Source organism: Mycobacterium sp. IS-1590 (genome assembly GCF_001500025.1).
GTDB lineage: Bacteria > Actinomycetota > Actinomycetes > Mycobacteriales > Mycobacteriaceae > Mycobacterium.
Genome location: NZ_LQIW01000037.1, coordinates 1 through 2,891 on the forward strand (window position 1 = coordinate 1; position 2,891 = coordinate 2,891).

The 2,891-nt window shown below is 68.2% G+C and carries 3 protein-coding genes and 1 pseudogene; 3 read left to right on the forward strand and 1 reads right to left on the reverse strand.

Annotation, left to right across the window (positions count from 1 at the left end; all coding sequences use genetic code 11):
* The coding region (locus tag AU197_RS19410; RefSeq protein ID WP_156434485.1) for a DUF4190 domain-containing protein at positions 1-376 on the forward strand (376 nt) is incomplete at its 5' end.
* Positions 377-380: 4 nt separating this feature from the next.
* Positions 381-842 carry a DUF4190 domain-containing protein gene (locus tag AU197_RS26510; RefSeq protein ID WP_082696753.1) on the forward strand — a complete coding sequence of 154 codons (462 nt, stop codon included), beginning with the start codon at positions 381-383 and terminating at the stop codon, positions 840-842.
* 3 nt (positions 843-845) lie between these two features.
* On the opposite strand, the gene AU197_RS19420 is transcribed toward AU197_RS26510, so the two are convergent.
* The gene (locus AU197_RS19420) at positions 846-1,802 is read right to left on the reverse strand and encodes an HpcH/HpaI aldolase/citrate lyase family protein (RefSeq protein ID WP_156434487.1); all 957 of its coding nucleotides are present in this window, start codon (positions 1,800-1,802) and stop codon (positions 846-848) included.
* Positions 1,803-1,827: 25 nt separating this feature from the next.
* Between AU197_RS19420 and AU197_RS19425 the strand changes: the two are divergent.
* Positions 1,828-2,826: pseudogene (locus tag AU197_RS19425) on the forward strand (magnesium transporter MgtE N-terminal domain-containing protein); the annotation flags it as partial.
* Positions 2,827-2,891: the final 65 nt, after the last annotated feature.

Sequence of the window (2,891 nt, forward strand, 5' to 3'; positions counted from 1 at the left end):
GCCCGGGGCCTATCCCCCGCCCTACCCTGATCCGGCCAACGCCGGCCAGGGATATCCGCCGCCCTACGGCGCACCGTCGCCGTACGGCGCACCGGGATACGGCGCACCGGGATACGGCCCGCCGGGGTTCACCGACGGTTACGGCCTGCCGCAGGACAAGACCAACGGATTGGCCATCGGTTCGTTGGTGGCATCGGCGGTCGGTGTGCTGTGCGGTGTCGGCTCGCTCATCGGCATCGTGCTGGGCGTCGTCGCGTTGAACCAGATCAAGACCAGAGGCGAGGGCGGCCGCGGATTGGCGATCGCCGGCATCGCTGTCGGCGCGGCGACGCTGCTGCTCAACATCGTCTTCACCATCGCCATGCTGAGCAGCTGACACAGTGAGCGACGGCGGCCAGGGCGGGTTCGGGAACACCGGCAGGCCCGATCCGTTCGCACCGGTGGATTACCCCACCGATGCGGGGTTGCCGCCGCCGCTCAACGCGCCGCCCCCGCCGGGTTATCCGCCGCCGTATCCGGCGTCTGTGAACCCTTACCAGGGCTACTACCCGCCGGGTGGTTACGGGTACGACCCCTACCGGCCGATGAAGCCGCCGGGCACGAACGGGATGGCGATCGGCGCGTTGGTGTGCTCGCTCGTCGGGGTGTTCTGCTGCGGCGTGACGTGCATCGTCGGTGTCATTCTCGGAGTCATGGCGATGCGCGAAACCAAGCGCACCGGACAGGACGGCTACGGAATTGCGTTGGCGGGCACAATCATCGGCGGCCTCGCGGTCGCCGGCTTCCTCGCCTACATGCTGCTCTATCTGAGCTTGCTCAGCACCGGATGGCAGTGGACCTGAGCGTCACTGCGGCGGACGGAACGGCTCGCCTTGGCGCTGCATGCCTGCGGCGCGGCCCTTTCCGGCGATCACCAGGGCCATCTTCCGGCTGGCCTCGTCGATCATCTCGTCGTCCAACATGACCGCGCCCCTGGCTCCGCCGGCCCGCGAGGTGTGCCATTCGTAGGCCTCGAGAATCAGCTCGGCATGGTCGTAATCCTTTTGTCGGGGACTGAAAATCTCGTTGCCCGCTGCGATCTGATCGGGGTGCAGCACCCATTTGCCGTCGTATCCGAGGGCCGCGGAACGGCCGGCGACGCGGCGGAAGCCGTCGACGTCGCGAACCTTCAGATAGGGCCCGTCGATCGCGAGCACTCCATGCGCCCGCGCCGCCACGAGGATGCGCATCAGCACATGGTGGTGCGCGTCGCCGACGTCGTACCCCTCCGGCTGTTCGCCGACCTCGAGCGTGCGCATGTTCAAACTGGCCGCCATGTCGGCAGGCCCGAGCACCAACGCCTGCACCCGCGGAGCGGCCGCGATCGCGTCAATGTTGGTGAGGCCCTGCGCATTCTCGATCTGCGCCTCGATGCCGATGCGGCCGACGGGCAGGTCGTGGGTGGCCTCGAGCTGGCTCAACAGCAAGTGCAGCGCCTGGATGTGGGAGGCGTCGCTGACCTTGGGCAGAACCACGATGTCCAGTGCGGCACCGGCGGTCGAGATCACCTCGATGACGTCGGCGTAGGTCCACGGCGTCGTCCAGTCGTTGACGCGCACACCGCGCAATTGGCCCGCCCAACCCGGCTCAGCCAGAGCCGTCGCCACCCGCGTACGGGCCTCGGCCTTGGCCTCTGGCGCTACGGCGTCCTCGAGATCGAGGAACACCTCGTCGGCGGTCAGGGTTTTCGCCTTCTCGACCATCTTCGCGCTGCTCCCGGGAACGGAAAGGACCGTTCGGCGGGGTCGATACCGGTTTTCCACAACCACACTCTCTACCCTTTGATGCATGGCGGCGGTCAACAGGGTCTATGCGGCCCGTCTCGCGGGGATGGTGGTCTTGGGCCCCGACGGGGAGTCCATCGGCCGTGTCCGTGATGTGGTGGTCAGCATCAGCCTGGTGCGCCAGCAACCCCGCGTACTCGGCTTGGTTGTCGAAATGCTCACGCGGCGAAGAATTTTCGTACCGATTTTGCGGGTGACGTCGATCGATCCCGGCGCCGTGACGCTGGCCACCGGCAGTGTGTCCTTGCGCCGGTTCGTCCAACGTCCCGGTGAGGTGCTCGTACTCGGGCAGGTGATCGAAACGCGGGTCCGCGTCGACGATCCCGATCTGCCGCAGCTGGCCAACGTGGACGTGATCGTCGTCGACCTCGGAATCGAGCAGACGCGCACCCGGGACTGGATGGTCACCAAGGTCGCCGTACGCCCGCACCGGCGGCTGGGCCGACGCGCCAATGTGCACGTGGTGGACTGGCAGCACGTGCAGGGCCTGACACCGTCGGGTCTGGCGATGCCCGGCCAGGGCGTCGCGCAGCTGCTCGATCAGTTCGAGGGCCAGCGCGCCGTCGAGGTGGCCGAGGCGATCCGGGAACTGCCGGCCAAGCGGCGCTACGAACTGGTCAACGCCCTCGACGACGAGCGGCTGGCCGATGTGCTGCAGGAGTTGCCCGAAGACGACCAGCTCGATGTGCTCAGGCGGCTGCCCGCCGATCGGGCGGCCGACGTTCTGGAGGCGATGGACCCCGACGACGCGGCCGATCTGCTCGGGTCGATGACGCCCACCGACGCCGAGCAGTTCCTGCGCCGCATGGATCCCGAGGATTCCGAGGATGTCCGCCGCCTGCTGGCGCACTCCCCCGACACCGCGGGCGGCTTGATGACGTCCGAACCCGTGGTGCTGGCCCCCGACACCACCGTGGCCGAGGCGCTCGCGCGGGTCCGCGACCCCGACCTCACCCCGGCGTTGGCCTCGTTGGTGTTCGTCACCCGCCCCCCGACCGCCACCAGGTTCAGGGTGATCCAGACGACCACCAGGATGGTCTGCCACGCCAGGTAGCGGCCGGTGACCAA